24 protein-coding genes are annotated in these 24,349 nt (G+C 65.3%); 11 read left to right on the plus strand and 13 right to left on the minus strand.

Annotated features, from left to right (window positions below):
- The first annotated feature begins 2 nt into the window (after window positions 1-2).
- Window positions 3-722: a FadR/GntR family transcriptional regulator gene (locus OSH05_RS12685; protein WP_104219712.1), complete on the plus strand. Its 720-nt coding sequence runs from the start codon at window positions 3-5 to the stop codon at window positions 720-722.
- A gap of 34 nt (window positions 723-756) precedes the next feature.
- Here OSH05_RS12685 and larB read toward each other — a convergent pair whose 3' ends face one another.
- From larB to larC, 3 genes are read right to left on the minus strand one after another with little or no spacing between them, the layout of a single operon-like run.
- The gene (gene larB / locus OSH05_RS12690; protein ID WP_104219713.1) at window positions 757-1,416 is read right to left on the minus strand and encodes a nickel pincer cofactor biosynthesis protein LarB; all 660 of its coding nucleotides are present in this window, start codon (window positions 1,414-1,416) and stop codon (window positions 757-759) included.
- The gene (locus OSH05_RS12695) at window positions 1,413-2,204 is read right to left on the minus strand and encodes an adenine nucleotide alpha-hydrolase family protein (protein WP_104219828.1); all 792 of its coding nucleotides are present in this window, start codon (window positions 2,202-2,204) and stop codon (window positions 1,413-1,415) included. The genes larB and OSH05_RS12695 overlap by 4 nt, the downstream gene beginning before the upstream one ends.
- The gene (gene larC / locus OSH05_RS12700) at window positions 2,204-3,496 is read right to left on the minus strand and encodes a nickel pincer cofactor biosynthesis protein LarC (RefSeq protein WP_104219829.1); all 1,293 of its coding nucleotides are present in this window, start codon (window positions 3,494-3,496) and stop codon (window positions 2,204-2,206) included. Before larC ends, OSH05_RS12695 begins: the two co-directional genes overlap by 1 nt.
- Window positions 3,497-3,796: 300 nt before the next feature.
- Here larC and OSH05_RS12705 point away from each other — a divergent pair, with 300 nt between their 5' ends.
- Window positions 3,797-4,543, plus strand: a complete 747-nt coding sequence (locus tag OSH05_RS12705) for a FadR/GntR family transcriptional regulator (protein WP_104219714.1) — start codon at window positions 3,797-3,799, stop codon at window positions 4,541-4,543.
- Window positions 4,544-4,568: 25 nt separating this feature from the next.
- On the opposite strand, the gene OSH05_RS12710 is transcribed toward OSH05_RS12705, so the two are convergent.
- The 6 genes from OSH05_RS12710 to OSH05_RS12735 all read right to left on the minus strand — a co-directional run bounded on the left by OSH05_RS12710 (window position 4,569) and on the right by OSH05_RS12735 (window position 10,512).
- On the minus strand, window positions 4,569-5,861 hold the full coding sequence (locus OSH05_RS12710) for a nickel-dependent lactate racemase family protein (RefSeq protein WP_104219715.1): 1,293 nt from the start codon (window positions 5,859-5,861) through the stop codon (window positions 4,569-4,571).
- On the minus strand, window positions 5,861-6,589 hold the full coding sequence (locus tag OSH05_RS12715; protein ID WP_104219716.1) for an ABC transporter ATP-binding protein: 729 nt from the start codon (window positions 6,587-6,589) through the stop codon (window positions 5,861-5,863). Before OSH05_RS12715 ends, OSH05_RS12710 begins: the two co-directional genes overlap by 1 nt.
- Window positions 6,586-7,308: an ABC transporter ATP-binding protein gene (locus OSH05_RS12720; protein ID WP_104219717.1), complete on the minus strand. Its 723-nt coding sequence runs from the start codon at window positions 7,306-7,308 to the stop codon at window positions 6,586-6,588. The genes OSH05_RS12715 and OSH05_RS12720 overlap by 4 nt, the downstream gene beginning before the upstream one ends.
- A complete protein-coding gene (locus OSH05_RS12725) occupies window positions 7,305-8,342 on the minus strand; it encodes a branched-chain amino acid ABC transporter permease (protein WP_266352393.1) in 1,038 nt (345 codons plus the stop codon). The genes OSH05_RS12720 and OSH05_RS12725 overlap by 4 nt, the downstream gene beginning before the upstream one ends.
- A gap of 6 nt (window positions 8,343-8,348) precedes the next feature.
- Complete coding sequence (locus tag OSH05_RS12730; protein WP_104219718.1) at window positions 8,349-9,218, minus strand: branched-chain amino acid ABC transporter permease; 870 nt, start codon at window positions 9,216-9,218, stop codon at window positions 8,349-8,351.
- 79 nt (window positions 9,219-9,297) lie between these two features.
- Window positions 9,298-10,512: an ABC transporter substrate-binding protein gene (locus tag OSH05_RS12735; RefSeq protein ID WP_104219719.1), complete on the minus strand. Its 1,215-nt coding sequence runs from the start codon at window positions 10,510-10,512 to the stop codon at window positions 9,298-9,300.
- 147 nt (window positions 10,513-10,659) lie between these two features.
- On the opposite strand from OSH05_RS12735, the gene OSH05_RS12740 reads away from it, so the two are divergent.
- The 3 genes from OSH05_RS12740 to OSH05_RS12750 are packed head-to-tail and all read left to right on the plus strand — an operon-like array spanning window position 10,660 to window position 13,517.
- Window positions 10,660-11,646 carry an aldo/keto reductase gene (locus OSH05_RS12740; RefSeq protein ID WP_104219720.1) on the plus strand — a complete coding sequence of 329 codons (987 nt, stop codon included), beginning with the start codon at window positions 10,660-10,662 and terminating at the stop codon, window positions 11,644-11,646.
- Between the two features lie 12 nt (window positions 11,647-11,658).
- Entirely contained in the window at window positions 11,659-12,549 is an 891-nt protein-coding gene (locus tag OSH05_RS12745) for an amidohydrolase family protein (RefSeq protein WP_104219721.1), read from the plus strand.
- Window positions 12,546-13,517: an aldo/keto reductase gene (locus OSH05_RS12750; RefSeq protein ID WP_104219722.1), complete on the plus strand. Its 972-nt coding sequence runs from the start codon at window positions 12,546-12,548 to the stop codon at window positions 13,515-13,517. Before OSH05_RS12745 ends, OSH05_RS12750 begins: the two co-directional genes overlap by 4 nt.
- A 39-nt stretch (window positions 13,518-13,556) precedes the next feature.
- On the opposite strand, the gene OSH05_RS12755 is transcribed toward OSH05_RS12750, so the two are convergent.
- From OSH05_RS12755 to OSH05_RS12765, 3 genes are all read right to left on the minus strand, one after another.
- Entirely contained in the window at window positions 13,557-14,600 is a 1,044-nt protein-coding gene (locus tag OSH05_RS12755; protein WP_104219723.1) for a L,D-transpeptidase family protein, read from the minus strand.
- Between the two features lie 220 nt (window positions 14,601-14,820).
- Window positions 14,821-15,045, minus strand: a complete 225-nt coding sequence (locus OSH05_RS12760) for a hypothetical protein (protein ID WP_104219724.1) — start codon at window positions 15,043-15,045, stop codon at window positions 14,821-14,823.
- Between the two features lie 78 nt (window positions 15,046-15,123).
- Entirely contained in the window at window positions 15,124-15,552 is a 429-nt protein-coding gene (locus OSH05_RS12765; RefSeq protein ID WP_104219725.1) for a MerR family transcriptional regulator, read from the minus strand.
- Window positions 15,553-15,620: 68 nt separating this feature from the next.
- Here OSH05_RS12765 and OSH05_RS12770 point away from each other — a divergent pair, with 68 nt between their 5' ends.
- The 4 genes from OSH05_RS12770 to OSH05_RS12785 all read left to right on the plus strand — a co-directional run bounded on the left by OSH05_RS12770 (window position 15,621) and on the right by OSH05_RS12785 (window position 20,890).
- Window positions 15,621-17,957 carry a heavy metal translocating P-type ATPase gene (locus OSH05_RS12770; RefSeq protein WP_104219831.1) on the plus strand — a complete coding sequence of 779 codons (2,337 nt, stop codon included), beginning with the start codon at window positions 15,621-15,623 and terminating at the stop codon, window positions 17,955-17,957.
- Between the two features lie 150 nt (window positions 17,958-18,107).
- Complete coding sequence (locus OSH05_RS12775) at window positions 18,108-18,980, plus strand: dioxygenase family protein (RefSeq protein WP_104219726.1); 873 nt, start codon at window positions 18,108-18,110, stop codon at window positions 18,978-18,980.
- Window positions 18,981-19,072: 92 nt separating this feature from the next.
- Window positions 19,073-20,251 (plus strand): muconate/chloromuconate family cycloisomerase, encoded by a 1,179-nt coding sequence (locus OSH05_RS12780; protein WP_266352299.1) that lies wholly within the window; start codon window positions 19,073-19,075, stop codon window positions 20,249-20,251.
- Between the two features lie 3 nt (window positions 20,252-20,254).
- Window positions 20,255-20,890: a glutathione S-transferase family protein gene (locus OSH05_RS12785; protein ID WP_104219728.1), complete on the plus strand. Its 636-nt coding sequence runs from the start codon at window positions 20,255-20,257 to the stop codon at window positions 20,888-20,890.
- 9 nt (window positions 20,891-20,899) lie between these two features.
- Here the strand turns inward: OSH05_RS12785 and OSH05_RS12790 are convergent, their stop codons facing one another.
- Entirely contained in the window at window positions 20,900-21,787 is an 888-nt protein-coding gene (locus OSH05_RS12790; RefSeq protein WP_104219729.1) for a LysR family transcriptional regulator, read from the minus strand.
- A 145-nt stretch (window positions 21,788-21,932) separates the two neighbouring features.
- Here OSH05_RS12790 and pcaD point away from each other — a divergent pair, with 145 nt between their 5' ends.
- Both pcaD and OSH05_RS12800 read left to right on the plus strand, forming a co-directional pair.
- Window positions 21,933-22,724 carry a 3-oxoadipate enol-lactonase gene (pcaD, locus tag OSH05_RS12795; RefSeq protein WP_104219730.1) on the plus strand — a complete coding sequence of 264 codons (792 nt, stop codon included), beginning with the start codon at window positions 21,933-21,935 and terminating at the stop codon, window positions 22,722-22,724.
- Between the two features lie 312 nt (window positions 22,725-23,036).
- On the plus strand, window positions 23,037-24,296 hold the full coding sequence (locus OSH05_RS12800; protein ID WP_207778773.1) for an ABC transporter substrate-binding protein: 1,260 nt from the start codon (window positions 23,037-23,039) through the stop codon (window positions 24,294-24,296).
- Window positions 24,297-24,349: the final 53 nt, after the last annotated feature.

Consider the following 24,349-nt stretch of genomic DNA (forward strand, 5'->3'; position numbering starts at 1 on the left):
GCGTGACTTTGAAGCTCGACAAGGTGAGCCGCGGTCCCAATCTCTCGACCTTGGTTGCGAGTTCGATTTCACGCGAGATCGCCCAGGGCCGGTTGAAGCCGGGCGACCAATTGCCCACCGAGCAGAAGCTGGCATTGACCTTCGGTGTCAGCCGCAATGTCATCCGCGAGGCCATTGCCAGGCTTCGCTCCGAGGGTCGTATCTGGTCCCAGCAAGGTCGCGGCGCCTTCGTTGCCGATGAGCCGAACGCTACCGTGCTGACGATCGACTACGACGCCTTGCAGCAGGCGTCGGCGTTTCGCAGCCTGTTCGAATTGCGCGGAATTCTCGAGGTCCAGGCGGCGGCGCTGGCGGCCCAGCGGCGGACGGACGCGGATATCGCCGCGATGCGCGAGGCGCTCGAGACGATGACCAACGTCCCCTATGGCAGCGTCACGTGGCTGACGACAGACCTCAATTTCCACAAGACGGTCGCCTCTGCGACCGGCAATGCCTACATGCTGCAATTCCTGACCTTCGTCTCCGAACGCGTTCGGGACAGTATCCTAGCCTCGGGCAACCAGAAGAAATCCGAGGAACTCGCCCGCGTGACGATCGGCGAGCACCAGCTCATTCTCGATGCGATCGAAGCGCAGCAACCCGATGCCGCTCGCCAGGCCATGCTGGCTCATCTCTCGGGTGCGGCACGCCGCGTTGGGCTCTCCGATGAGCCGATCGGATAGCGCTCCGGACGGCAGTGAGAGCCCACGCGGGCGCTTATGAAAAGCTGCCCAGCATCCGGATCGCCGCGCAGGCAGCGCCATAGCCGCTGTCGATGTTGCACGTCACGAGGCCCGGCGCGCAGCTCGACAGCATGGCGTTGAGTGCCGTCCGGCCGTTCTCCGCTGCGCCATAGCCAACCGATGTTGGGACACAGATGATCGTACTCCGCACCAATCCGCCGAGGACGCTGGCGAGGGCGGCGTCCATCCCGGCAACGGCGATCACGATGGGAAAACGCCGGATTTCGTCGATCCTGTCCATGAGGCGCCATAGGCCGGCGACGCCCACATCCGTAATCAATGTCGCCTCGATCCCGGCATGGCGGAGGGTTCGGGCCGCCTCGCGTGCCACGGGCGCATCTGACGTGCCGGCAGCGACGATGGCCACCTTGCCCCTCGAAATGACCGGCCGTAGCGCGCCGAAGAATGCCGTCCGCGAAAGGCTGCAATAATCGAGCGCCTGCTGTTGTTCAGGTGGCAGTTGTTGAAGCTTGTCGTTTTCGAGACGGGTCAGCAGCAGCCCATCGCCCCGCGCCGCGACTTCGTTCAGGATCGACGAAATCTGCCCTGCGCTCTTGCCCTGGCAAAACACGGCCTCGTCGAGGCCGATCCGCCCGGCCCGGCCGTGATCGAAGACAATATCCTCCGCGCTCACGATTTGGCTCCGACAAACGCGCTGCCTTTGCGATAGGCCTCGAACGAGATCCGCTGGCCAGCGATCGACGCGGGCAATAGCGCGGCGATGGCTTGGACAAGCTCCTGGCTTCCCTCTGCGGCCGCCAAGGATGACGGATCCAGCTCGATGACGACGCCGGCGTGGCGGACACGGCATCGGACCGTCTCTGGCGCCAGCGACCTGCCCACCAGCGTCTCGATGGCGTGGATGGCGGTCAGGGTGGCTGGGTCGATGCGAATGGCGGTCTCGACCCGGCTGGACAGGCAGGGCGAGGCGGGTAGCTCGGCGAGGTCGCCCAGCCCCAGTTGACGGGCGAGGTTGCGGACGCCTGCCTTGTCGACCCCTGCTTCCACATAGGGGTGGCGTACCCCGACAGCCCGCGCGGCGTCGAGCCCGGGGCGATATTCGCCAAGATCGTCCATGTTGGCGCCCGATACGATCTGTCGCCGCGAGAGGCCTGCGATCGCGCCATAGAGATGACCCTTGCAAAAGAAGCAGCGGTTCACGGGGTTGTCGAGATAATTGCGATCGCCGAACTCCCCGGCATCGAGGGTCACGAGGGTCCAGCCTTCGCGCTGTGCCCAAAGCCGGACACGTTCGGTCGCTTCCGGCTGCACGGCGGGGGAAACCGCGTGGGCCATGTCGACGGCATGGGTGCCGAGCAGGCGGCCCGCGACGATCGCGAGCGTCATGGAATCGACGCCGCCACTGACGGCGATCGTGATCGGGCCGAGGGACGAGAGCACCTCTTCGAGTGGGGTCGGTATCAAGGCTTCTCTCCCTCCGTCCTCAGCGCAACATCCAGCCGGGCGCGCAGGCGGGCGCGGGCGCCGGCTCCTCGGGTTGAGGCGAGGTCATCGGCCTCGATCTTGGTGGTCTGACCCGATGGCCGTTCCGCGGTCTTGGCATGGAATACCCGGCCCTCATGCTCGATCGCTGTCGCCTCACGCCGCAGGATCGCCCGGTCCATGATGCAGTGCCGGATGCCGAGGGTCGTGGTCTCATCGAATGTCGCCGCGAGGACGGCATCGCGGCGCGCCGGGAGAGCCAGGATGCGCAGCTGTGTCATCACGCGGCCCTTCTTGCCGAACACTTGCGCCTGCACGACGTCGAGAACGCCCGGCAGGGACCTGATATGTGTCACAGCCTCGGCGAGGTCCTCACCGGTCTGGTCGTCGATTTCGCATTCGAGCACCGCCACGTGATCGGCCAGAAGATCGCTTGCTGCAGGCGCTTCAAAGGCCAGCACACGCAGGCAATTGCTGATGCCCGGAAGGCGCCTCGTTCCGAAGCCATGGGCGGAGGAGCGCAGAACCCGAGCGCCGGCTCGCGGTTTCGGCTCGCGGCAGAGATAGGACAGGATCGCCGCCCCCGTCGGCGTGACCCGCTCGCCCTCGATCCCGTCATCGATCATCGCGAAGCCCTCCAGCAGCAGCGCGGCGGCCGGGGCGGGAACCGGCAGAAGCCCGTGGGCCGTTCTGACGCGTCCGCCACCCAAGGGGATCGCGCCCACCGTCCAATGCTCCGCGGCCAGCTGCGCCACCAGCCAGGCTGCCGAGACGACGTCGGCAATCGAATCCCAGGCGCCGACTTCGTGAAAGACGACATCGTCGATCGCCCGCCCATGGACGCGCGCCTCCGCCTCGGCCAGGCGGGTGAAGATGCCGATCGCATGGGTCTTGGTCGCGTCGTCGAGCCGCGATTGCGAAAGAGCCAGGCGAATCCGCCGCCAATCGACGTGGTCATGATCGTGATCGTGATGACCGTGATCACCGGGATCGTGCGGATCTCCATGATCATGATCATGATCATGGTCGTGCCCGTGACGATGGGGCCGCGGGGGCGGGGCATCGCCGCCAAGCTTGCGCACCAGAAACCGGCGTCCGGTCAGTATGCCGTCATCATGGGGTAGGAGGCTGCATTCCACGGTCTCAATCAGCGGGCAAAGGGCCAACGCTGCCTTCAGTCCCTCTTCCAGATCTGGCCTGAGATCGAGTAGCGCGGCCACGAACATGTCGCCGGCCATGCCGCCGACCGGATCCAGATGAAGGTGAAGCATTCTGATGTCCATTCACTTCGCCACGGGTGTGGGTTCGAAGAGTGTAGTCCCGTTGGCGGCGCCGATCACGTCGAGAGCAGCGGGATGAGCCGTCCGAAAGCGACGGACTGGCGGTCTCTGGCCGCAGGGCCCGCCCTGAATCATCGGCCGAGCCGGAAGGTCTCTCTACGACATGCAATTCCTTTGTTTCTACGAGCTTATCCTGCTCGGACGATCATTTTTGCGTTTGCCGTCCGGTTAGGCTAGCAACAACCTATATGCGCTGGCGGCAGCGCCTTTATGGCGGGATTTCGAGACCAGATGGCGGACAAGGACGACGTCGTATTCGGCGCGATCCAGCAGGTGCCCAACCTGCGGAGCGGACTCGCTGACACGCTGATCGCCCAGATCGAATCCGGTGCGCTGAAACCGGGGCAGCGCTTGCCCACCGAGCAGGCCATCGTGCAGGCAACGGGCGTCAGCCGGACGATCGTCCGAGAAGCGCTGGCGACGTTGCGCGCAAAGGGCCTCATCGCGACGCGGCAAGGGCTTGGTGCCTTCGTTTCCATCAACCCACCGCTGCGGTCCTTCAACATTCCGCCGGACGACCTCGAATCGATCGACGACGTCCAGCGCGTGCTCGAATTGCGGATGGGGATCGAGTGCGAGGCGGCGAGTCTGGCCGCGCTCCGCCGCACGCCGGAAGACATCGAGCGGATGCAGTCCTGTCTCGATGCCCTCGACCAGGCCGTCGGCGAGGGCGGCTATGGCGCGCAGGAAGACTTCGCCTTCCATCGATCCATTCTGGTGGCGACGCACAATTCCTATTATGGCCGCCTCTTCGACACGTTTGGCAGCAGCATGGTTCCGCGCCAATGGGCGAGGCTGGACCGGATGACGGCCTCGGAGCGCAAGCTTCACGCGGCGCGCATGCGAAGGGAGCATCACGCCATCTTCGCGGCCATTCGCGATGGCAACGAAACGGCGGCGCGGCGATCGATCCGAAGCCATCTGTCGAAAAGCGCGGCGCGCTTCGAGGAAATGCGCGACGCGAAGATTTCTCCCTGAAGCGGCGGTCCCAACCTCCCCGATGCTATGGGGTGTACCGAGGCACGACATAGGGGCCTTCCGGAATGACGGCGACATCGCGATCTCCGCTTGCCGCGATACTCTCGGCAATCGCGGTCTCGATGTCATCGATCAGAGTGACGCCGGTCAGTCGGCGGTCGTCGCCGGCAAGGCCTGTCGAATAGAGCGCCACCTTGCCCAGACGCATGGGCTTCAGCTGCATCTCGGTCTGCCATTCGTCGATCTCGGCCAGCGTCTTGGCGGTTAGCGTCGCCAGGAACCTCTCGGGACCCAGCGCAACCAGCCGCGCCTGCGCGTCGCGGAATTCGGGCGATCCGAAGCCTTCCGAGCATTCCGATGCGATGATCAGCGTGCCGCCCGGCTTCAGGATGTCGAGCGGCGTCACCATGCCCTTGATGGTCTGGTAGTAGGTCTTGTCGAGCGGATAGCCGGCCGACGAGGTAACGACGGTCGAGAACTTCTTGTCGAACGGAACGATCGTCGCGGCGGCGACGAAATCCACCGCAGCCTGGTGGCTGGCGATGATTTCGCCGAAGGTGATGCAGACCAGATCGCGGTCCTCATCCAGAACCGTGTTCAGCGCATAGACCTCGCCCAGCGTGCGGACGATCTCCAGCTGCTCCTCATGCAGAGGGTTGCCGACGAGATTGCACTGGACCGCCAGCGGGTCCTCCATGAAGCGTGCCGAATGAAAGGTCCGGATCGTCTCGTGATGGGCAACGCCGGGCGCGATGACCTTGCGACCACCCGACCAGCCGGCCATGAAATGAGGCTCGACGAGACCGGTCGCGATGCGCAGGTCGGCCTCCACGAACAGGCGGTCGAGCTTGACCGGCGTGCGGCGCGTCGTCGTATAGCCGAGATCGACATGCGCCGCCTCGTCGCGCGCGTCGTGATTGACGACCCGGACATTCTCCAGCACCCAGGGGTCGCCCACCAGCTCGGCGAGTTCGTCGCCGAGATTGGGTCGATGCAACCCGGTCGCGATCAGCACGGAGATCCGATCGAGCGGGATACCGGCGGCGATCATGGTCTCGATCATCGGCCGCAGGAAGAGCCGGTTGGGCACGGGCCGTGTTATGTCGCAGATGAGGATGCAGGCGCTGCGCCGTCCTTGGGCGAGCTCGGCGAGCGGCTTTGCCGCGATCGGTTCGGTGAGCGCCAGGCGAAGCGCCTCCGCCGGGTCGGCCAGCTTGGGTAGCTGCCGCTTGCGTACCAGCGTCGCCTTTGCTTCCGGCGGAAGGCGAACCGGCAAGTGGCCGCGCCCATAGGAGATTGCAACCGAGTCCTGGCTCATCAAGCCTGTTCCGTTATTCCGCCGAGGTAGAGCTCGCGCATCAGGGACATGTCCTTGAGCTCCGCGATCGGGCCCGAGGTGACGATCCGTCCATTCTGCATGAGATAGCCGCGGGTCGCGACAGACAAGGCCAGTCCGGCGTTTTGTTCCACAAGCAGGACCGATGCGCCGAACCTCTCGCCGATGCCAAGGATGATCGCCTGGATCTCCTTGACCAGCAGAGGTGAGAGGCCGAGCGAAGGCTCGTCGAGCAGCAGGACGCGCGGACGTGCCATCAGGCCGCGCGCGATCGCCAGCATCTGCTGCTGGCCGCCGCTGAGTGAGCCGCCCTTCTGCTGGCGCTTGGTGGCGAGGATCGGGAAGAACGCCTCCATGGTGCCGACATCGGTCTCGATGGCTTCACGGTCGCTTCGCGCATAGGCGCCGAGACGCAGATTTTCTCCGACCGTCATATCCGCGAAGATGCGCCGACCCTCGGGAACGAGGACGACCCCCCGCTTGGCCAGCACATCCGGGGTCTTCCCGGTGAGGTTCTCACCGTCGAACACGACACTGCCGCCGCGCGGCTTGACGAGCCCGACGATCGTGCGCAGCAGCGTCGACTTTCCCGCTCCGTTGGGGCCCAGGATCGTGACGATCTCGCCGGCGGCGAGAGACAGGGAAACGTTGCGGTTGACGACCGTCGGTCCGTATCCGGTCGTGACGTCCGTGATCGAGAGCAGCGTCACAGCACGCCTCCGAGATAGACTTCCAGAACCTTCGGGTCGTTCAGCACGTCATGGATGGGGCCATCCGCGATCTTCGATCCGAAATCGAGCACCACCAGCCTCCGGCAGAGCATCTGCATCAGCTTCATGTCGTGATCGATGACGCAGACGCTGATGCCGTGCCGGGGGAACTGCTTTACGAGACCGACAAGGGTCTGGGTCTCCCGGTCATTGAGGCCCGCCGCCGGTTCGTCGAGCAGGATGAGTGACGGCCGCGTCGCCAGTGCCAGCGCTATGCCGAGAAGACGGAGATTTCCGAAGGGAAGGACACCGGCGCGCTCGGCTGCCAGCTCCGAGAGGCCGACGAAGTCGAGCAGCGCTTCCGGTGTCGTCCAGAGATAGGGCCGGGCCGATTTGCGCGCGTGCTCGCAGGCGATGCGCACGTTCTCGATGACGGGCAGGCCGGGAAAGGCCATGGCCTGCTGGAACGTGTGGCCGATGCCGGCGCCGGAAATCTGGTACGCCGCCAGTCCCGTGATGTCGCTTCCGCGCCAGGTGACCTTGCCGGCGGTCGGCTTGTGGACTCCGGTAACGACGTTGAACAGCGTCGTTTTGCCGGAGCCATTGGGGCCGACGACGCCGAGGATCTCGCCCTCCTCGATGGAGAGGTCGACGCCTGACAGCGCGGTGACGCCGCCGAACTGCTTTCGCAGACCCTGGATATCGAGAATGACGCTCATCGTCCCGCCCCGGATGCATGGCTGGCGTCGGCCGTCGACTTTCGGGTCGCCGAACCGGACAGGCGCTGGAAGACGGACTGAATCCCCTGCACCAGGCCGGCGATCAGGCCGTTCGGCAGCAGCAGGATCACCGCGATAAGGCAGACGCCGTAGAGGATGCGCGATTCCACCGGATCGAGGTTGAGCATCTCGGGCAGGAAGGAAACGAGAATGCCGCCGGCGATCGGGCCGAGCAGCAGCCTTGCGCCGCCGATCATCACCATCAGGGCGAGATAGATGCTGGGGAAGGCCGAGAACTGGTTCGGCGAGATGTGGCGATAGAAATAGGCAAGCAGGACGCCCGAAACGCCCGCAAACAGGCCGCTGACGACGAAGGCCCCGATCTTGTGGCGACCGACATTGATTCCGAGCGATGCCGCGAGCTTCTCGTTCTCTCGGATCGCGCGGAGCGTGCGGCCATAGCGCGAATGGATGATGGCCCAGCTCGCGATGGCGCTGATGGCAACAAAGGCGACGACGATGAAATAATAGGGCACCAGGTCTCCCGCGGCATGACCGAAGAAGGTGACCGGCAGTTGAAGATCGAGGCCGGTGGCAGCGCCCGTGAAGTCGCCGCCATTGGTCAGCACGATGCTGAGCAGTTGGCCGAAGGCAAAGGTCATGATGACGAAATGGTGGCCGCTCACGCGCAGGGAGGGAACGCCCACGACCGCCGCCGCCGCCCCGGCCAGGAGGCTGCCGAGCGGAAGGGCGATCCAGAAGCCGATGCCGGCATCGCGAGCGATGATCGCCGCCACATAGGCGCCGACCCCGACCAGCGCCGCATGGCCCATGGAGAGAATGCCGGTCTGCCCGAACAGGACCGCAAGTCCATAGAGCGCGACGATGTTAATGCCGGCGGAAATCGCGAGCGACAAGGTGCGATTGCTGGGGCCGAGGGCCGGGACCAGCATGAGCACACCGATCACGAGCAGGGCTGGCAGGAGCGAAGCGACAGGCGACGAGCTATATTTCATGACGTTGAGGGCTTTCATCACGGCTCAGGCCATCTTCGGGCCGCTGGTGCCGCCGAAGAGGCCGTTCGGCTTGACGAGAATGACGAGGATCATGAGGCCGAAGGAGTAGGCGTCGGTCCATTCGGAGAAGCCGTAGCCAGCGCTGAAGCCTTCGACGATGCCGAGAATGAGGCCCGCGACGACAGCTCCGGTCAGATTGCCGAGGCCGCCCATCAGCGCGACGGCGAAGCCCTTCATGACCATGGTACCGCCGGTGAAGGGCGTGATCGGGAACAGCGCGATGAGCAGCGCGCCGCCAAGGCCAGCAAGCGCGCTGCCGAGGACGAAGACGCCGGTGATGTAGCGCCGCACGGGAATGCCCATCAGCGCCGCCGTATCGCGATCCTCGACCGCGGCGCGGAGTGCCCGTCCATAGCGGCTGCGGGTGATCATGACGAAGGTCATGGCAACGACGGCGATGGTCACGAGGATGACCATCACGCGCACGGATGCGATGCGAACGCCGCCCACATCCCAGACGCCTGAAAGCGGACGCGGAATGCTCTTCTGGTTGGGCCCGAAGAGGAAGATGACGACGTGCTGAAGCACGATGATCAGCCCGAGCGAGACGATGAAGCCGTTCGTCGGGCGTGACAGGGTGAACTGAAACAGTCCGCGCTCGAGGGCGAAGCCCATGATGGCGACGGCAAGGATCGCGATTACCATCGCTGGCAGGAAGCCGAGTCCGGCCTGCACGGCGATCCAGGTAACGATGGAGCCGATCATCAGGAACTCGCCATGGGCGAAATTGATGATGCCCGTCAGTCCGAAGATGAGCGTGACGCCGACGGCAATCAGCGTGATGACGCTCGCGATCGACAGGCCGTTCAGCACCTGCTGTATGAGGATATCCACATCGGTCTCCGCCGGAAATTGATCCTGCCGGGACCGGCGGACGGCGCGAGGGAGCACGCCGTCCGCCGGTCCATTCAGCCTATTTCGGCTCTTCGGCCGGGGGCTGCTGCATGGCGCAGGAGATGGCCCCGCCTGGCGCGGCGGCGCAGACTTCCGTGGCGTGTGTCACCTGATGCGAGGCGTTGAAGGAGAGATCGTCGGAGACGACGCCCTTGTGGTGCAGGCTTTCGAGCGCCGCCACCGTCGCGTCCGGATCGAGTGTACCGGCTTTCTCCCAGGCGTCGGCGAGGAAGTGGACGTAGTCGTAGTAAAGAAGCGAGACCGACGAGGTCACGCCTTTCGGAGCGCCGGCGGCGAAGTAGTTCGTGAAATAGGTCTTCGCGTTGGCGTTCGACGATTCGCCCCAGCAGATCGGCACGCAGCTCATCGCGACCGGGACGTCGGTCGTCAAGCCGCGCTCCTTCCATATGCCCGGATCGACGCCGAACAGGAAATAGCTCGGCGCCACGCCCAGTTCGAGCGCCTGGGGCAGGGCGGTCAGCGTTGAGTCGCCATTGTACCAGAAGTGCACGACGTCGGGATTGAGGCTCTTCGCGCGGGTCAGGAACGGCGAGAAATCGGTGGTATCCGGCGGATAGGAGATGACTTCCGGAACTTCCTGCCCTTCGGCCTTCAGCGCCTTGACGTAGTAGGACGTGAGGAACTGGCCGGTCGCATCATTGCCGACGATGACGACCGACTTCTTCAGCGGGTGGCCGACAAGCGGCGTCAGCAGGCTGAGGACACCGCGGGCGGTCGAGCCTGAGCGCTGGAATTCCTGCGGTTCCGACTGGAAGAGGTAGTGGTCCTCGCCGCCCTTGGCGACCGACTCGGGATTGAGAACCTTGGCCAGCGTGCTGTTGCCGGCGAAGTGGATCACCTTGGCCGGCTGGGTGATCTTGGCCATCGCCAGCGTGAAATCATGCGATTCTGAGCCAAAGATCGCCACGACCTTGTCGTCGCGCACCAGTTCCTGCGTCGCGGCGATCGCGGTGGAGATGTCGGTGCGATCGTCGCGCTTCAGCAGCTCGATCTTGTAGGTCTTGTCGCCGACCTTCACGCCGCCGGCCTCGTTGATCTCCTTGACGGCCAGGCCTACGCCGGCGGGCAGGGTGTGACCGGCCGAAACGAACGCTCCAGACTCGGCAGCGACGACGCCGATCTTGATGGTGTCGGCGTCCTGCGCCGCTGCCGCATAAGCGGATGCGGCGAGGCAGAGCGCAACGGACGCGCCTCTCAATAACAGTGAGCGCAAGGTTTGATCCTCCCAGAGCAAATTTTGCAGTCTAACCGGGTTGTCGTACAACTCTATTTCCTGATAATGGCATGAATTCGGGATGTCAAGCGAGGGCGGGGACGCCCCGTCTTGCTGACGGATCGGCGGATCAATGAGGAGAATGGAATGCGATCGAGGGAATTCGGCAGGACTGGCCGCAAGGTGAGCGAGATCGGCTTTGGCGCCTGGGCGATCGGCGCGTCATGGGGCGAGGTCAATGACGACGAGGCGTTGGCTGCCCTGCACGCGGCGCTCGATACCGGCGTCAGCTTCATCGACACGGCGGACGTCTATGGCGACGGGCACTCGGAGAAGCTGATCGCCAAGGTCCTGCGCGAGCGCGGCGGCGAACGGCCCTTCATCGCCACCAAGGCCGGCCGACGGCTGCCGGAGCAGACCGTCGCTGGCTACTCGCTCGAGAACCTCACGGCCTATGTCGACCGCAGTCGTGCCAATCTCGAGATGGACACGCTAGACCTCGTCCAGCTCCATTGCCCGCCGACCGATCTCTACTACCATCCCGAGGTCTTCGAAAACCTCGACCGGCTGAAGGAACAAGGCAAGATCCGCGACTATGGCGTCAGCGCCGAGCGCGTCGAGGAGGCCTTGAAGGCCGTCGAATATCCGGGCGTCGTGAGCGTCCAGATCATCTTCAATGCCTTCCGCCAGCGCCCGATCGAGTCCTTCTTCAAGCGTGCGCAGGAACGGAACGTGGCGATCATCGCGCGCGTGCCGCTCGCCAGCGGGCTGCTGTCCGGCAAGTTCACGAAGGACAGCCATTTCGCGGCGAACGACCACCGCCTGTTCAATCGCAAGGGAGAAGCCTTCGACGTCGGCGAGACGTTTTCGGGCGTGCCTTACGAGGTGGGTCTGGAGGCGGTGGAGCGAATCCGGCCGCTCGTTTCCGGCGACACGACGATGGCCAAGTTCGCGCTCCGCTGGATCCTGATGTTCGATGCCGTGACGGTAGCCATTCCGGGTGCCCGCAATCCGGCGCAGGCTCGCTCCAATGCCGAAGCGGCCGAACTGCCGCCGCTGGCGGAAGGCGTGATGGGCGAGATCCGGGCGATCTATGACGACGCCATCAAGCCATATGTGCATCAGCGCTGGTAACCGAGAACATCCATGTCATCCCCAAGGATCGATGCGCATCACCATTTCTGGGACCCGGCCAGCGGCGGCGACTATGGCTGGCTGAGCGGGCCCTTCGACCCGATCAACCGCCGCTTCGGCCCGGACGATCTGCGCCCGGCGCTTGTCGAAAGCCACATCGATGGAACGGTGCTTGTCCAGACGTGGAATGATCTCGGCGAGACGTGGGCGTTCATCCGAACCGCGGCGGCGACGGATTTCGTCGATGGCGTCGTCGGCTGGGTCGACCTGACCGATCCCGAAATTGGCGCGACGCTTGCCGCCTTGCAGGCCGCGCCAGAGGGAAAGTGGCTGGTTGGGATACGGCACCTCATCCAGACGGAGGCGGATCCGAACTGGCTGTTGCGGGCCGACGTGAAGCGCGGACTGCAAACCATCGGCGCGGCTGGTCTCGCCTATGATCTCGTGCCCAACCTGCCGCAGCTTCCATCCTGCGTTCAGACCGTTGCCGCCTTTCCTGAACAACGCTTCGTGCTGGACCACATCGCCAAGCCGGAAATCCGCAATCGCGGGTTCGACGAATGGGCGGTGCTGATGCGGGGCTTTCGTCCCGAGCGCGGCCATGTCTGGTGCAAGCTTTCGGGCATGGTGACCGAGGCGAACTGGCAGCATTGGACGCCCGAGGATCTAAGGCCCTACGTGCTGGAAGCGCTGGATATCTTCGGCGTCGATCGTTGCCTGTTCGGCAGCGACTGGCCGGTCTGCCTCGTCGTCGCCCGCTATAAGCGGGTCGTGGACGCCTTGCAGGAGTGCCTGAAGGATCTGACCAGCGAAGAACGTGACCAGATCTTCGGCCGCTCGGCGATCGAGGCCTATCGGCTGCCTCGCTACAGCTCCGCGACTTCGCAGGAACTGCCGATATGACCCACCCCTTCGGCCATGCGGGCCGCATCAATTTCCGCTCGCGCCTCGGTTTTGGCGCCAGCGGCCTTGGCACGCTCTACCGCGATGTTTCGGAGGACCAGGCCGCGGCGGTCCTGTCGGCTGCCTATGAGCAAGGCCTGCGCTACTTCGATACGGCGCCGCTCTATGGCCATGGCCTCAGCGAATTGCGGGTCGGCCGGTTCCTTCGAACCATCGCGCGCGAAACCGTAACCGTGTCGACCAAGGTCGGTCGCTACATGGTCCCGCCCTATGGCGAGGCCGTCGACTATGGCCTCTGGGCGTCGCCGCTGCCGTTGAAGTCGGTGTTCGACTACAGCTATGCGGGCACGATGCGCTCGCTGGAGCAATCGGCGAACCGGCTCGGGATAGCGGATTTCGATCTGATCTATATCCATGATGTCGATCGCTTCACCCATGGCGATGCCTATGAGCGGCGGTTCAACGAGGCGATTGAAGGTTGCTTCCGCGCGCTCGACGATTTGCGCAAGGCGGGTCATGTGAAGGCGATCGGCGTTGGCGTCAACGAGAGCGATGTCGCGACACGCTTTCTGAAGGCGGCGACGTTCGACGCCGTGATGATGGCAGGCCGCTATACCCTTCTCGACCGGCAGGCGGAAGAGGATCTCCTCCCCGAGGCAGCGAGACAGGGAACCGAGATCGTGGTGGCCGGGGTGTTCAATTCCGGCATTCTCGCCACGGGGCCCGACCGCGCCGGCGCAACCTATGACTACGGCGCTCCGCCGCCGGCGGTGATGGCCCGCGCGCAACGCATCGCGGCGATCTGCAGGGCGCATGAGGTTCCCATCCAGGCGGCGGCGATCCAGTTTCCCTTTCGCAATCCGCTGGTATCCGCCGCGGTGCTGGGCATGAGCCGGCCGGAGCGAATCAGCCAGAACATCGCCTGGTCCAGGCACGAGATTCCCGAGGCATTCTGGCTGGAGCTGTAGTCGCGGCCGAATCGGCTCCGCTGCCTCGAAGCGACGGCGTCACTGCGAAACGGCGATCGAGCCCGTCTGGGTTAGAGGGTCGACGGTCTCGGCCTGATAGGGATCGGCAAGGGCTGCCTCGGGACGACTGATGGGAAAGCCGTCCGACGTCAGCTGCGAAAGCCGCTCCGGCCCGGACGAGCGGAGAACCTCCTGGAAGGCCCGGTTCATTCCCCCGTCCGAATAGGCGAGCGGCTGGCCGATATCCATGGCTGCCATCGCATCCATCTGGGCCCGATCCTTCGCCTCTTTCGCCGCGACCTTCGATGCGACGGACGGGTCGACGCCATAGGCAGGGCAGGGCGCCAGCGGATCGAACACGGCGCCTGGATCGGCGGCCTGTGCGCCGAACACGTAACGCCGTCCGCAGGCATCGACGCGCGGCGGCTGCCTTGTGACGTCGAACTGGTCGGTGCCTTCCTTCAGGTTTAGCCAGAAGGCCATATTCGGATCGCTTCTGTGACGCGCCAGATTGCGCGGCGTCATGCGGAACGGCAGCGATTGAACCTGAATTGCCGCTTGCCCGCCAACAAAGGCCTCCCTCGCCATGGCATAGATTTCCGCCACCCCTTCATTGGTCAGGGCGTAGCAACCGGAGGACGAACAGGCTCCGTGCACCATTAGCGCCGCGCCTTCATATCCCAGCGCTTGTTCCAATTTGTTCGGGAAGCCGAGATTGAAGGAGAGGTAGAATTGCGACCGCGGGTTCATCAGCGCGGGTGTCACCGAATAGAAGCCTTCCGGGGCTTGCCGGTCGCCCTCGCGCGTCTTGGGCCCGAGCTTTCCGGACCAGCGGCAGATGGGATAGGTCTTCAGCAGGGCGTAGTTGCCGCTGCGATTGCGTTTCCAGACCTCGAGCTCGCTCTCCTGCTTGTAGATCCGGATCAGAATCGGATCCGAAGGCTTCATGCCTTTCTCGCGCATCTGGGCGACGAGCTTTGCCGGGAGCGGCTGCACGCCGCGGCTATCCTGGCCCGAAGTCGTGCAGGCGGCGAGGCCGAACGCCACGAGTGCGAGGATCAGGAGCGAGCGAAGTCCCGCCATTCATTGCCATCCAGATCAGGATCGCGGGCATCCGCCGCGACCAACGCATTACAAAAGATCCGCACCTAGACAGCGCAGGCCAAGACGAACCTCTCCGGAAACGCCGAGCAGGAAAGCCGGGCCATGCTGACTCAGCTTGCCTGACGTCTGGTTAACCCGAAGTCACAATTCGCCTAGCCTCCAGACTAAGCGCCAGGATCATGGCGGATCCGTGCTTCGCCTATCTCCGCGTCTTGAGATAGCCGGCACCGGCGAGAAGCGCGAAAAGCACTGCCAAAGCGAGGCTGATCGTGGATATGACGCCGTCGGTCAGCGCCGCCGGTTGGGCGAGAGCCTGGATCACCCGGAGCGGAATGAAGCCGATGGCAAGGCCGATCACGAAGCCGACCAATCCATAAAGGATCGTGAGAGCGCCAACCGACAGCGAGTGGAAGATGGATGCCATGGCGTCTTTCAGTCTATTCCCGACAACAACGTTGGAACACGGCTGGCGCCTCCAGCCCATGGGGGAGCCAGCGAATTTTCAATGAGCCTCGTGCTGGCACTGCGCGTGATCGCCGAGAATCTGGATGACTCGGCAATCGCAGATCCGGCCGTGACCGCATTCGTCGACCATGCGCTGCAGCTCCGATTTCAGGGCCGTCAGCTGTTCGATCCGCCGGTCGACATCCTTGAGGCGTCGTTTGGCGAGGCTGTCCGCCTCGTGGCAGGAACTGTTCGTTTGCTCGGTCATGCCCAGCAATTCACGAATATCGTCGACGGAAAAGCCCAGCTCTCGGGCGTGCCGGATGAAGGACAGGCGCTTGAGATCGGCCGCGTCATAAACGCGGCGGTTCCCTTCCGTCCGCGCCGCTGCCGCGAGCAGTCCGATCTGCTCGTAAAAGCGGATCGTCGTGATCTTGACGCCGCTGGTTCGCGAGGCCTCGCCGATCGAATATTCCGCGCGCTGCATTTTCCGCTTGCTCCTACAGTCACTGGAGGAAGTAGCGTCGGCATAGTGCTTCTTCAAGGATGGCCGTCATGCCCGCTATTGTCTCCAGCAGCCGCTTTCGTATCGATGAGATGGACTGCGCATCCTGTGCGCGGAAGATCGATACGGCTGTCCGGCGGATCGGCGGCGTCGACGAGGTCAATGTCTCCGTCACGGCGGGCACCATGACGGTCCGCCACGACGGCGACGAGGCCATCCGCGCCAGGATTGAAGTCCAGGTGAGCCGTCTTGGCTATGGCGTCGCCTTCATTCCTGCGCCGGAAGAGGCTACGGCTACCGCCACGGACGCCGCTTTGCCCGCCAGCGACCACCATCATGATCACGATGGTCATGGACACGCGGAAGATGGGGCTGCGCATTCGCACGAGGGCCACGATCACCGTGATCATGGCGGCCATGACCGTGGCCCGGCGCCCGAGGCCGCAGCGGTGGAGCGAGCCGGCAAGGCTGAGCCAGTCGGCCTGCACAGCCACTTGCACGAGCACGGATCGAGCGACGGCCCCTGGTGGCGCCAGAAGCGAGCGCTGCTGACGATCGGCAGCGGTGTGGCCCTTGTCGCCGCCTATGGCCTCGCGCAGATATTCCCGCAATACGACGCCTGGCTGTTCAGCCTGGCGATGCTGGTCGGGCTCGTGCCGATCGCGCGGCGGGCCGTGATGGCGACGCTTGCCGGCACGCCGTTCTCCATCGAAACGCTGATGACGATCGCCGCCGTCGGCGCCGTCATCATCGGCGCGGCCGAAGAAGCGGCGGCGGTCGTGTTTCTCTTCCTCATCGGCGAATTGCTCGAAGGGGTCGCCGCCGGGCGCGCGCGGGCGAGCATCCAAGGCCTCGCGGCGCTCGTTCCGAAGACGGCGCAGCTGGAGCGCGGCGGCAAACTCGTGGAAGTCCCGGCGGAAAGCCTGGCGGTCGGCGCCGTCATTCTGGTGCGTCCTGGCGATCGGATCGCCGCCGATGGCAGGATCATCGAGGGTTCGAGCGAGATCAACGAAGCGCCGGTCACGGGGGAGAGCACGCCGAAGCGCAAGGAGGCCGGCGATGACGTCTTTGCCGGGACGGTCAACGGCGGGGCCGTTCTGCGCATAGAGGCTACGGCGGCCAGCGCCGACAACACGATCGCCCGGATCGTCAAACTGGTCGAAGAGGCGCAGGAATCGAAGGCGCCTACCGAGCGCTTCATCGACCGGTTCTCGACCTATTATACACCCGGCGTGATCGTCGTCGCCGCCTTGATCGCCCTCGTGCCGCCGCTGTTCTTCGGCGGAGGGTGGGATGAATGGATCTACAAGGGCCTCGCCATCCTGCTCATCGGCTGCCCCTGCGCCCTCGTGATTTCGACGCCAGCGGCGATCGCGGCTTCGCTTTCCGCCGGTGCGCGCCGTGGCCTGCTCATGAAGGGTGGCGCCGTTCTGGAGACCGTCGGCAAGGTGACGGCGGTTGCCCTCGACAAGACCGGCACGCTGACGGAGGGCAAGCCGAAGGTGACCGATGTCCTGGCCTTCGGCCGGAGCGAGGCCGACGTGATCCGGCTGGCGGCCGCCCTCGATCAGGGGTCGAGTCACCCCCTCGCACTGGCGATCCTCGGGCGGGCAGCGGCCGACAAGGTCGAGATTCCAAAAGCCGAGGCGGCGCAGGCGGTGGGCGGCAAGGGCGTTACGGGTCTGGTGGACGGCGAGGATCTGCTGCTCGGCTCGCCCAAGGCCGCATCCGAACGCGCGCCGTTGACGGAGGCGCAGCTCGCCCAGATCGCGACCCTCAACGACGAGGGCAAGACAGTGTCGGTACTGGTCGTTGGAACGCAGATTGCCGGCGCCATCGCCATGCGCGATGAGCCGCGCGACGACGCGGCAGCGGGGCTGAAGGCACTTGGCGACCGGGGCGTCCGCATCGTGATGCTGACCGGCGACAACCAGCGCACTGCCGAGGCGATAGGGCGCGATCTCGGCATCGAGGTTCGGTCCGAACTGCTGCCCGAGGACAAAAGCCGGATCGTCGGCGAGCTTCAAGCAGAGGGGCATAAGGTGGCGAAGGTCGGCGACGGCATCAACGACGCGCCGGCGCTGGCCGCTGCCGATGTCGGCATTGCCATGGGCGGCGGTACCGACGTGGCGCTGGAGACCGCCGACGCGGCCGTGCTGCATGGCCGCGTCATGGACATCGCCGCGATGATCGATCTGTCCAAGCGCACGATGTCGAATATCGGTCAGAACATCACCATCGCTCTCGGCCTGAAGGCTGTGTTTCTCGTGACGACGGTCATCGGCCTGACGGGGCTCTGGCCGGCTATCCTCGCCGATACCGGGGCGACGGTCCTCGTTACCGCCAACGCCATGCGCCTGCTGGCTTGGCGCCCGAAAGGCGCCTGACAACGGCAGCGAGGAACGTCCGCGGTATGGCCCGATACCGGCTGCCCGGCTGGCACGATCCCGGCCGGGAGTGCAACCTTGAATCAGCGGAGGGCACAGGAGGCGCCCGCCCCCGGCCATGTGCCGGGACCCTGATTGAGGAGGAACACCATGCGCAACGTCACCATCGAGAACGTCACGGACGTCGTCACCCAGTCCCTGGGCAAGCATCAGGCGATCCCGGCGCGCCAGCGCGAGATCATGACGAGCCTGCTCCATCACCTTCATGATTTCTGCCGGGAGGTGAACCTGACCCACCCGGAATTCCTCGCGGCTTGCGACTTCCTGGCCCGCGCCGGCCAGACCTGTTCCGACAAGCGCCAGGAGTTCATCCTCCTCGCGGATATCGTCGGCGTCGAAGTGCTGGTCGACATGCTCTCCAATCCGATCGCGGGCAGCGAGACGACGTCGACGGTGCTCGGCCCGTTCTTCCGCGACAACGCCCCGATCCTGCCGAAGGGAGCCTCGACGGTCCAGAAGGCGTTCGACACGCAGGAAACCGTCTATGTCGAGGGCTACATCCGCGACGTCGACGGCAAGCCGATCCCGGGCGCCATCGTCGATGTGTGGGAGGACGCGCCGAACGGGCTCTACGAGAACCACGATCCCGACCAGCCGGACTATAATCTCCGCGGCCGCTTCGAGAGCGACGAGCACGGTCACTATGCCTTCCGTGCCATCCGCCCCGTGCCCTATCCGATCCCCGGCGACGAGACCGCGGGCGAGCTGATCCGCTATATGGGGCATCATCAGATGCGTCCGGGACATCTGCACATGATGGTGACCCGCGAAGGCTATCGGCCCCTGATCTCGCAGATCTTCGACGGCGAAAGCCCCTATCTCGACGAAGACTCGGTCTTCGCCGTCAAGGAGGAGCTGATCGGCGAATTCCGCAAGGCGCCGGCGGGCGCGGACACGGATCTCGTGCTGCGGTTCGACTTCACCCTGCCGATCGCCGCCGAGCAGCGCATGGCCGCCGAATAGCCGGCAACCCGCGACGTCGCGCCCCTGCCGAGGTGCGGTGTCGCATTCTCTTCCTCCAAGCCGCCATGCATGCGCACACACCAGGGACGATCATGATGCACAAGCCGGACACAGCGGAGCTCGCCTTTCCGGTCTCCGTTGCCGAGGCGCCGCGGGGCCATGCGATTGCCGCCGTCGAGACGGTCATCGTCGATTGTCCGACCACGCGGCGGCACCGCCTGTCGAACACCGAGATCAGCGTCCAGTCCTATGTGATCGTGAAGGTGGTCCTCGCGGGCGGCACGGTCGGATATGGCGAGGCGTCGACGCTCGGCGGTCCGCGCTGGGCCGAGGAGAGTGTCGAGGCGATCAAGGCGAACATCGACACCTATATCGCCCCGGCGATCCGTGGGCGGAGCGCGCTCGATTTCGAGCGCAACGCAATGCTCATGGCCAAGGCCGCGAACCGCAACAATGCCGCTCGCGCCGGCGTCGATGGCGCGCTGTTCGATGCGGCCGGCAAGGCGCTCGGCCTGCCGGCGAGCCAGTTGCTCGGCGGCGCGGTCCGCGACCGGATCGAGGTGTTGTGGGCGCTGGCCTCGGGCGATGCGGAACAGGAGATCGAGGAGGCGAAGGCCAAGCTTTCGGCGCGCGAGCATCGCCGCTTCAAGATCAAGCTCGGCTTCCATTCGCCCGCCGACGACATGATCCGCCTGGCGAAGATCGCCGAGGCGCTGCCGGGCTGCGAGATCGTCTGCGACGTCAACCAGGGCTGGACCGAGGCGACCGCCATTCGCTTCCTGCCGCGCCTCGCCGAGCTTGGTGTCGTGCTCATCGAGCAGCCCTTGCGGCCGGGGCTGATCGCGGCGACGGCGCGCATCGCGGCCCGTAGCGCGATCCCGATCATGATCGATGAAGCGGCGTTCACCGGCCCGGAAATCGTCGCCAATGCCATCGGCGCCGCCGGCAGCGTCTATTCGCTGAAGCTCGTGAAGAGCGGCGGGTTGCTCAATATGAAGCGCGCCGCGGCAATCGCGCAGGCCTGCGGGCTCGAACTCTATGGTGGCTGCCTGCTGGAGACCGGCATCGGCGCCGCGGCGCATCTCGCCGTGTTCTCGACGCTGCCGCAGCTCGAATGGGGTTGCGAGCATTTCGGCCCGAAGATCCTCAAGACCGACCTCACGCAGGGCGAGATCGTCTTTCGGGACTTCCATATCCACTGCCCCACCGGCCCGGGGCTGGGCGTGACCATCGATGAGGACGTCCTGCGCGCGGCGCGCCGGAAGGGCTGAGCCATGCCGCTGCTGCACTGGTCGCCGCGCTCGCCCTATGTCCGCAAGGTGATGGTCACGCTGCACGAGAAGGGTCTGGCGGACGAAGTTCGCACCGTCCGGACCCATGCCGACCCGATGATCCCGCATGCAGGGCTGATGCGGCTCAATCCGCTGTCCAAGATCCCGACGCTCGAACTGGACGACGGCCAGGTGCTGTTCGACAGCCATGTCATCTGCCGCTGGGCCGACGAACAGTCGCAGGCGGGACCGCGCCTGTTTCCGCCAGGGCCCGGCCAGGTCGAGGCCGAGCGCGACGAGGCTTTGGGAAATGGCCTGCTCGACATCGCGCTCGCTTGGCTGGTGGAGACGCGCATGCGCGCCGAAGCCCAGCGCTCGGACGAACTGGTGAGCGTCTACCGCCTCAAGCTCGTCCGCATTGCCGACTGGCTCGAGGCGCATGTGCCCGATCTGGAACAGCGCCCGTTCGACATCGGGCATCTGACGATCGGTGTCGCGCTCGCCTATCTGGATTTCCGGTTCGCCAGCGAGACCTGGCGCGACGGGCGCCCCGCGCTCGCTACCTGGCACGCCGCATTCAGCGCGCGGGCCTCGGTTCCGCCGACGGCGTTCCGCGACGATCCGCGCCCGGCGGGCTGATCCGCCGCGTCATTGCTTGCGGGCGAATTTCCGCGTGATGTCCATGAAGTTCATCACCTGTGGCGCGCGGTTGTCGAGCCTCGCGTGCACCGTCAGCGCCGTGCCCGGATTATAGCCGACATAGGGACGATAGATGACGCCAGGGCGCTGGGTGCGGCCGACGGATTCCGGGACGACCGACAGGCCGACGCCGACCGAGACGAGGCTGATGGCGCTCTGGAAATCCTGTGTCAGTTCCAGACCCGCCGGCTTGAAGCCTTCACGCTCGCAGATGCCGAGCACGACATCGGCATAGCTTGGCCGCGGACGGCGTGGATAGAGCACGAAGGTCTGGTCGGCGAGATCCGTCAGCTGCACCTCGGTCTGGCCCGAGAAACGCGAATTGTCGGGCAAAGCCAGGATGAGACGCTCGCGGCACAGCAATTCGCGCCGGAACTCCTCGTCCTTCAGCTCGGGCCTCGCCACGGCGATATCGATCTCGCGGCTCACCAGGGCGTGCTGCAATTCGGCGTTGTTCATGGCCGACAGCGCCAGCTCGACATCGGGATAGAAGGATCGGAAGGACTTGATCAGCGTCGGCAGGAGGCCGTGCGAGGCCGAGCCGACAAAGGCAATGCGGATGCGCCCGGCGCCGCCCGAGCCGATCAGCTTGGTCTCGCGATAGGCCGCGTCGAGCCGGTCGAGGATCTGACGGGCATGGTCCTGCAGCACCGCTCCGGCCTGCGTCAGGCGGATCTGGCTGCGGCTGCGGTCGAAAAGCTGGACGCCGAGTTCGGCCTCGAGTGTCGCGATCTGGCGCGACAAAGGCGGCTGCGCCATGTCGAGGCGTGTCGCCGCGCGGCCGAAATGCAGTTCCTCCGCCACGGCCAGAAAATATTTGAGACGCTTGAACTCCATCCCGTCCTCCCCGAGCGGAATGCGATCGAAGCCGCATCATAGCGCGGTGTGTGATACCTTTCAGGTATCAGACAACACGTCAGGGCGCATTGTCACCCTTGGTTTCGCGAGGGCTTCCTTGCGGCCCCACAGGAGAACGCACTCGATGCTGATGGTTCGCGCGCATGGCACCTGCCTGCATGTGAAGGTGGATGGACCCGTCGGGGCGCCGACGGTCTTGCTGCTGAATTCGCTCGGAACCGAGCTGCGCATGTGGGACGGGGTCGCCGATGCACTGGCTGGCCCGTTCCGGGTGATCCGCTTCGACAAGCCCGGCCACGGTCTGTCCGAGGCGGCCGAGCGACCTTATTCCATCCGCCAGCTCGCTGCGTATGCGCTGTCGGTGCTGGATGCGTTCGGCGTCGAGCGTGCCCATGTCGTCGGCCTGTCGATCGGCGGGCAGATCGCCATGGCGCTCGCCGATGCGTATCCCCGCCGCATCGACAGGCTGGTCCTGTCGAACACCGCTGCGCGCATCGGCTCGCCGCAGATGTGGTCGGACCGCATCGGTGCACTGGAGCGTGGCGGCATCGCGTCGATCGCGGATCCGATCCTTGAGCGCTGGTTCTCCGCCCGCTGGCGACGCGATCATCCGGAGGAACTGGCCGGATGGCGGGCGATGCTGACCCGCTGCGATCTCGCGGGGTATCTCGGCTGCTGCGAGGCACTGGCCGGCGCGGACCTGACCGCCGCCTGCACAGCGATACGGCAACCCGTCCTCGTCATTGCGGGCAGCGAAGATGGTGCCACGCCGCCCGCGTTGGTCCAGTCGACGGCGGCGCTGATCCCGCAAGCGGCGTTTGTTTGTATCGAGGGCGCCGGCCATCTGCCCTGCATCGAGCAGCCGGATGCGTATCTGCGCCTGCTCAGAGGTTTCCTCGGCGCGCCGAGCGTTTGAAGGGCGCTGCGCTGCGAGGATCTCCGGCGGCTGGTGGGTATCGCAGGATACCTCCCGCGCCATTGCGAGCATCCGGGCCGCCGCCTCTTATCCATGGGCAGGCCCGCGGGCCTCGGGAGGATCGACCGCCGTTGCCGGCCCCGCATGCGCGTGGGCCGCGCCTCGGCAGAGGAGGTCGGATCCATAACCCGGGGATCATACCGAAGCACCTGCCGGCCCATCGACCGGTCCCGGACCGTCGGCCGCATCCACACGGGGGAGGAGACCCAGATGACCGATTTCGCCGCCGATGGCAGGAAGCCGCGGCCGATGATGATAAGCCGGCGCAGCTTTGGCCGGGCGGCGCTGGCGCTCGGCGCCGCGGCTGCGCTTCCGCGCCTGTCGTTTGCCGCGGACCGGGTGATCCGTGTCGGCTTCGTCACGCCCCAGACGGGACCGCTCGCCGTCTTCGCCGAGCCCGATGCTTTCGTGCTCGAACAGTTCCGCAAAGGTCTCGCCGACGGCATCGACATCAATGGCGAGAAATGGGCCGTCGAGATCATCGTCAAGGACAGCCAGTCGAGCTCGAACCGCGCCGCGACCGTGGCACAGGAGCTGATCTTGAATGACGCGGTGCATATCCTCACCGCAACCTCGACGCCCGACACCACCAATCCTGTCGCCGACCAGGCCGAACTGAACGGCGTCCCCTGCATCACCAACGATACGCCCTGGCAGCCGCATTTCTTCGGTCGCGGCGGCGATCCGGCCAAGGGATTCGAGTGGACCAACCACTTCTTCTGGGGCCTTGAGGATGTGATCGCCACCTTCACCGGCATCTGGGAGAAGGTGGAGACCAACAAGGTCGTCGGCGCGCTGTGGCCGAACGACCCGGACGGCAATGGCTGGGGCGATCCCAAGATGGGCTTTCCCCCGGTTCTCGCCGAGAAGGGCTACAAGCTGGTCGATCCCGGCCGCCATCAGGTGATGTCGGATGATTTCACCGCCCAGATCACCGCCTTCAAGAATGCCGGCGTCGAGATCGTGACGGGCGTCGTGCCGCCGCCGGATTTCGCGACCTTCTGGACCCAGGCGGCCCAGCAGGGCTTTCATCCCAAGGTCGTCACCTTCGGCAAGGCGCTGGAATTCCCGCAGGTGATCTCCAGCCTCGGCGAACGGGGCGACGGCCTCTCCGTGGAAGTGTGGTGGAGCCCGAGCCACCCCTTCAAGTCCGGCTTTACCGGCCAGTCTTCGAAGGAACTGGCCGACGCTTATGAGACCGCGACCGGCAAGCCCTGGACGATGCCGCTCGCCTTCAAGCACTCGCTGCTCGAGGTCGTGGTCGACTCGCTGAAGCGGTCCGGCGATCCGACCAAGCCGGAGGCGATCCGCGATGCGATCCGCGCAACGAACTACGATTCCATCGTCGGCAAGGTGAACTTCACCACCGGTCCGGTGCCGGGCATCTCCAAGACGCCGCTCGTCGGCGGCCAGTGGTCGGTCGCGGACGGCAAGCCTCAGCTCGCGATCGTCGAGAACGGCGCCCATCCCGAAATCCCGACCAGCGCCGCGATGCGCCTGATCGGCGGCTGACGGCGAACGGGGCTGCCGTCAGGCGGCCCCGCCCGCGCATGCCGGGGAGGGAA

The sequence above is a fragment of the Kaistia algarum genome (assembly GCF_026343945.1).
In the GTDB taxonomy this organism is placed as follows: Bacteria; Pseudomonadota; Alphaproteobacteria; order Rhizobiales; family Kaistiaceae; genus Kaistia; species Kaistia algarum.

Bases quoted from the DNA above. Each gene is read 5' to 3' on its own strand.
- OSH05_RS12770 (WP_104219831.1), top strand. From the start codon at position 15,621: ATGCCCGCTATTGTCTCCAGCAGCCGCTTTCGTATCGATGAGATGGAC.
- OSH05_RS12780 (WP_266352299.1), top strand. From the start codon at position 19,073: ATGATGCACAAGCCGGACACAGCGGAGCTCGCCTTTCCGGTCTCCGTT.
- OSH05_RS12760 (WP_104219724.1), bottom strand. From the start codon at position 15,045: ATGGCATCCATCTTCCACTCGCTGTCGGTTGGCGCTCTCACGATCCTT.
- OSH05_RS12800 (WP_207778773.1), top strand. From the start codon at position 23,037: ATGATAAGCCGGCGCAGCTTTGGCCGGGCGGCGCTGGCGCTCGGCGCC.
- OSH05_RS12790 (WP_104219729.1), bottom strand. From the start codon at position 21,787: ATGGAGTTCAAGCGTCTCAAATATTTTCTGGCCGTGGCGGAGGAACTG.
- OSH05_RS12755 (WP_104219723.1), bottom strand. From the start codon at position 14,600: ATGGCGGGACTTCGCTCGCTCCTGATCCTCGCACTCGTGGCGTTCGGC.
- OSH05_RS12720 (WP_104219717.1), bottom strand. From the start codon at position 7,308: ATGAGCGTCATTCTCGATATCCAGGGTCTGCGAAAGCAGTTCGGCGGC.
- OSH05_RS12725 (WP_266352393.1), bottom strand. From the start codon at position 8,342: ATGAAAGCCCTCAACGTCATGAAATATAGCTCGTCGCCTGTCGCTTCG.
- OSH05_RS12785 (WP_104219728.1), top strand. From the start codon at position 20,255: ATGCCGCTGCTGCACTGGTCGCCGCGCTCGCCCTATGTCCGCAAGGTG.
- OSH05_RS12745 (WP_104219721.1), top strand. From the start codon at position 11,659: ATGTCATCCCCAAGGATCGATGCGCATCACCATTTCTGGGACCCGGCC.
- OSH05_RS12775 (WP_104219726.1), top strand. From the start codon at position 18,108: ATGCGCAACGTCACCATCGAGAACGTCACGGACGTCGTCACCCAGTCC.
- OSH05_RS12765 (WP_104219725.1), bottom strand. From the start codon at position 15,552: ATGCAGCGCGCGGAATATTCGATCGGCGAGGCCTCGCGAACCAGCGGC.
- OSH05_RS12710 (WP_104219715.1), bottom strand. From the start codon at position 5,861: ATGAGCCAGGACTCGGTTGCAATCTCCTATGGGCGCGGCCACTTGCCG.
- OSH05_RS12750 (WP_104219722.1), top strand. From the start codon at position 12,546: ATGACCCACCCCTTCGGCCATGCGGGCCGCATCAATTTCCGCTCGCGC.
- OSH05_RS12740 (WP_104219720.1), top strand. From the start codon at position 10,660: ATGCGATCGAGGGAATTCGGCAGGACTGGCCGCAAGGTGAGCGAGATC.
- larC (WP_104219829.1), bottom strand. From the start codon at position 3,496: ATGCTTCACCTTCATCTGGATCCGGTCGGCGGCATGGCCGGCGACATG.
- OSH05_RS12705 (WP_104219714.1), top strand. From the start codon at position 3,797: ATGGCGGACAAGGACGACGTCGTATTCGGCGCGATCCAGCAGGTGCCC.
- pcaD (WP_104219730.1), top strand. From the start codon at position 21,933: ATGCTGATGGTTCGCGCGCATGGCACCTGCCTGCATGTGAAGGTGGAT.